General features: G+C 42.1%; 3 protein-coding genes, 1 tRNA gene and 1 pseudogene. 4 read left to right on the forward strand and 1 reads right to left on the reverse strand.

Annotated elements, in window-relative coordinates; genetic code table 11:
* Positions 1–146 precede the first annotated feature (146 nt).
* Both IQ264_RS31735 and IQ264_RS31740 read left to right on the forward strand, forming a co-directional pair.
* On the forward strand, positions 147–674 hold the full coding sequence (locus tag IQ264_RS31735; RefSeq protein ID WP_193986607.1) for a GNAT family N-acetyltransferase: 528 nt from the start codon (positions 147–149) through the stop codon (positions 672–674).
* A 159-nt stretch (positions 675–833) separates the two neighbouring features.
* Positions 834–907: transfer RNA gene (locus IQ264_RS31740), tRNA-Pro, on the forward strand.
* 22 nt (positions 908–929) lie between these two features.
* Here the strand turns inward: IQ264_RS31740 and IQ264_RS31745 are convergent.
* Positions 930–2228, reverse strand: coding sequence for an ABC transporter substrate-binding protein (locus IQ264_RS31745; RefSeq protein WP_193986608.1), 1299 nt, complete (start codon positions 2226–2228; stop codon positions 930–932).
* Between the two features lie 273 nt (positions 2229–2501).
* On the opposite strand from IQ264_RS31745, the gene IQ264_RS31750 reads away from it, so the two are divergent.
* Both IQ264_RS31750 and IQ264_RS31755 read left to right on the forward strand, forming a co-directional pair.
* Entirely contained in the window at positions 2502–3368 is an 867-nt protein-coding gene (locus IQ264_RS31750) for a Tic22 family protein (protein WP_193986609.1), read from the forward strand.
* Between the two features lie 188 nt (positions 3369–3556).
* A pseudogene (locus IQ264_RS31755) lies at positions 3557–3964 on the forward strand (protein-(glutamine-N5) methyltransferase, release factor-specific); the annotation flags it as partial.

Here is a 3964-nt window from a genome sequence, read left to right on the forward strand (position 1 = left end):
GAGCAGGGGAGCAGGGGAGCAGGGGAGAAATTGAATTTAACTTTTTCCCTTTATCCTTTCAACTTTACTCCTTCGCCAATCTTTCCTTCTGACTTCTGCACTAGCACGCCTACCCAACTTCCTTTTACTACGATAACCACGGCTGCATGGGTTTTTGGAAAAGCTGGTTTAGCGATTTTGACAATGCCTCTTCAACTGGGGGCAAACAAGTAGAAGAATATCCGATCGCAGGTACAGGAGATTCGCCTAACCGTAATGGTCGCATATTTTTTTCTACCGATCGGGACATTGATTTATACGAATTAGAAGAACTCTGCGACGCAGTGGGATGGTCACGCCGTCCTCTGCGAAAGGTCAAAAAGGCTCTTCAGCACAGTTTCCTTGTGGGTTCCATGTGGGAAGTCAAAGGCAACCGCAAGCGCCTGATTGGTTTTGCTAGAGCTACATCTGACCATGCCTTTAATGCCACTATTTGGGATGTAGTGGTTCACCCTGATTTCCAAGGCAAAGGTCTCGGCAAGGCGCTGATGAAGTACATGATTAAAAAACTTCGCAGTGAGGATATTAGCAACATTACTTTATTTGCCGATCCTCATGTGCTCGATTTCTATCATGGCTTAGGTTTTATTTCCGACCCGGAAGGGATTAAGGGGATGTTTTGGTATCCCAATTAAACTACCGACCGAATAGAAAAGCTAGCAAATCAGCGCCTAATACTATTTTCGCTTGAATCTGCTACACCTGGCAGAAGCGTCAGCGAAATGCGAAAAGCTGCCGCTAAAATAATGTGTAGCAAATTTCTAGAAAAATGGTATACTAAAAAAGTTGCCAACCGGGATGTAGCGCAGCTTGGTAGCGCGCCTGCTTTGGGAGCAGGATGCCGGAGGTTCAAATCCTCTCATCCCGATCGCATTATCAAGTAACTCCACTTAGGAGCCACGGACACTGATGGTATTAATAACTTTCAGTTGTCCGTTTTTATCGATCGTCCAAATATCATAATTCCCTGTCACATCTCCTTGGGAATCAAAGTCTAAATTTCCACTAGCACCTTGATAGTTGATCTCTTTACCTTGGCGAATCAGGGAAAGTGCTTGACAAACATCAGAAACATTCTGTCCTGGGGGATTAGCTACTTCGCGGATTTTGTTTTTAATCGCAGCACCAGAAGTGGATTTAGCAGCTTCGGCAGCTAATACTAAGACTGCTGCTGCATCCCAAGAGTTAGGCCCATAGACAACAGGTTGACGATTATTGTAAGCGGTTTTGTAGCGATCGTTAAACTGTTTTAAAGCCGCACCCCCAGAACTAGCAGCAGTACCAATCATCCCTGTAGCAATATATCTTCCTTGGGAATTTTTGCCCACCAATTCGGCAATCTTCAAATCTTTCATCCCATCGCTAAGCATGATTTGGGTTTTTTTCCCTAACAAACCCTGCTGATATGCTGCTTTCAGGATTAAACTCCCAGTTTCTGGATAAGCAACTAATAAAACCGCATCAGGATTACCTTGAAAAGCTGCTGCTACCTCTGATTCAAAACTAGAAGCATCAGGGGGATAGTAAGTAGGTTTTGCCTGATTTAGAACTTTGCCACCCAAAGGCGTAAAAGCTGAAGTAAAGGAATTTACCAAACCTCTGCCATAGTCATTATTGAGCGCCAACACCGAGACAGTTTTAAAACCCCTAGCCTGTGCTAATTTGGCTAAAGCTTCACCTTGGAAGCTATCTGGCGGCGCAGTACGGAACCAAAAACCGCGAAAATCACCTTTTTTTGCTCTTTCAGTAAAAACAGGACTAGTGCTAGAAGGAGAAATTTGTACTACTTGATTCCGCACCGCAATATCCACCGCCGCACTAGAAACACCACTCCCCGCTGCGCCTACTACTCCCCCAACGCGATCGACCTCTGCTAACTTAGTCATAGCAGCAGCACCAGCAGCAGGGTTAGTTTGGTCATTTTCCGAAATTAATTGTACTGGTTGACCTAAAACACCACCACATTGATTCACTGTTTTCACCAGTAGGCTAGCACTATCCTGCATCGAAGCGCCAAATTGCGATAAATCTCCCGTTATGGGAAGGAGAGTGCCAATTTTGAGTCCAGAACCTGAAGAAGTGGTATTTTGACAAGCAGCAACGAGTAAGAGCAGAGTTATTGCTCCTCCACAACCCAGCAACTTTGCCACTTTGGTAAACTGTAGTTGAGTTCTATTTGGGTGATTCATATAATTTCTCTCTATTTCTGCAATACTATCAACGTAGTTAACTTGATTCTCTCATGGAGGTATTTTCTTTACAGCCAAGTTAGAATCAGTACAATTTAAACAATGAAATGCTGTAATATCTTCCAATGTTCTATTGACAGAGGCCGGATTAATCAATATTGTGCGATAAACAAACTGGTCGCAGATTGCGTCAACAAAACTATCAGATACGATACCTAGTTAAGTGTCTGAAGGTCTAAGTTTTTTCTGCTGAGATTGTTTTAGGAGAAGTTTATGAAATCAATTTTTCGCAAAGGCGCATCTCTGGCTATTGTTGGTGCTACCTTGTTAAGTTCTTTGGTTATTGGTAGTTTAGAGGCGCTGGCTCTGACTCAAGAACAAATTTTGCAAAAATTAGCACCAGTGCTAGTGTTTACCATTAATAACGAAAATGGTCAGACAGTAATTCGGGAAATTCGCAATCAACAGCAAAATAGGACGGCAAAAGTTGCCGGAATTTTCATCAGTCAAAAGGATGCTCAGGCTTTTCTAGACAAAATGAAAACTGAAAATCCCCAACTGGCAAATAATATGCAGGTTGTACCCAGGTCTTTAGCAGAAGTTTATCAGCTGGAAGAAGCAAATAAAAATAAACCAGAGGCGCTGAATTTTGCTTATGTACCTACTCAACAACAGGTTGATTCGGCGTTGACAGTGTTGCGACAAAGTGGAAAAAATGTGAATGAATTTGATGGTGTACCTTTGTTTGTCCTTAGCGGTGGGCCAGATAAAAGTTATTTAGCTGCTCAACGGGGAGATCAACAAATTATTCCTTTCTTTTTCAGCAAAGAAGAAGTGCAAGAGGAAGTAGAACGAATTAAAAAACAACAACCAAATTTAGCTTCTTCACTACAAATAGATGTCGTACCTTTGGAAGGTTTGCTAGATGCTTGGAAGAATCGTAAAGAGGAATGGTTGAGCAAAATTGAGTTGATTCCATCTAAGGAATCAAGGGATTTATTGCGGACTTTGTTAACTGAAATGCAGCGAAATAATCCCAATCGTCCGGCTTCAGGAACTCAAGCAGCACCAACACAAGCTTCACCACAAAATAATCAATCACGCCCAACAAATACTCCGGCTAATAATCAGAAACGTTAATAATTGATTGGGAAAAGAAACTAGGAAAAAGGTAAAAAGTATAGTGTAATAAGACAAAAATTTTTGAGCGGTTTATTTTAGTTTTTTACCTGTTTTCAACTGCTCAATCATTTCTACTGCGCTGCACTAGATTCAATCCTTTACCCTTTCGCTTAGTTTCTTTTATTCTCGATGTTAATAGTGAAGAAATGTCTCAAGAAAAAATTGTTTCTGGGTTAGAACTTTGGCGGTGGCGAATTGTTGCTATTAATGGGGCAAAGTTGGCTGATATTTTGCCAATGGAAGTGGATTGGATTTTGCAGGAAGTGGCAGGGTTAGATACTTTATCTCTGCGTTTGGAGTCGTTTAAAGATCGATCGCAAATCCCCCTAACTATGCCACTATCAAAACTAAATGAATTGTGGCAAAAGCGACTAACAGAAAGATTGCCAGTACAGTATATTACTGGCATTACTCCTTGGCGAAATTTCTCTTTATTTGTTTCCCCCGCAGTGCTGATTCCCCGCCCAGAAACGGAGTTGTTGATTGATTTGGCAGTAGAGGCAGTGCAGAGGAGATGGGGAAATGGGGAGATGGGGAGATGGGGAGATGGGGAG

This window comes from [Phormidium] sp. LEGE 05292 (assembly GCF_015207735.1).
Lineage (GTDB): Bacteria > Cyanobacteriota > Cyanobacteriia > Cyanobacteriales > Aerosakkonemataceae > Floridanema.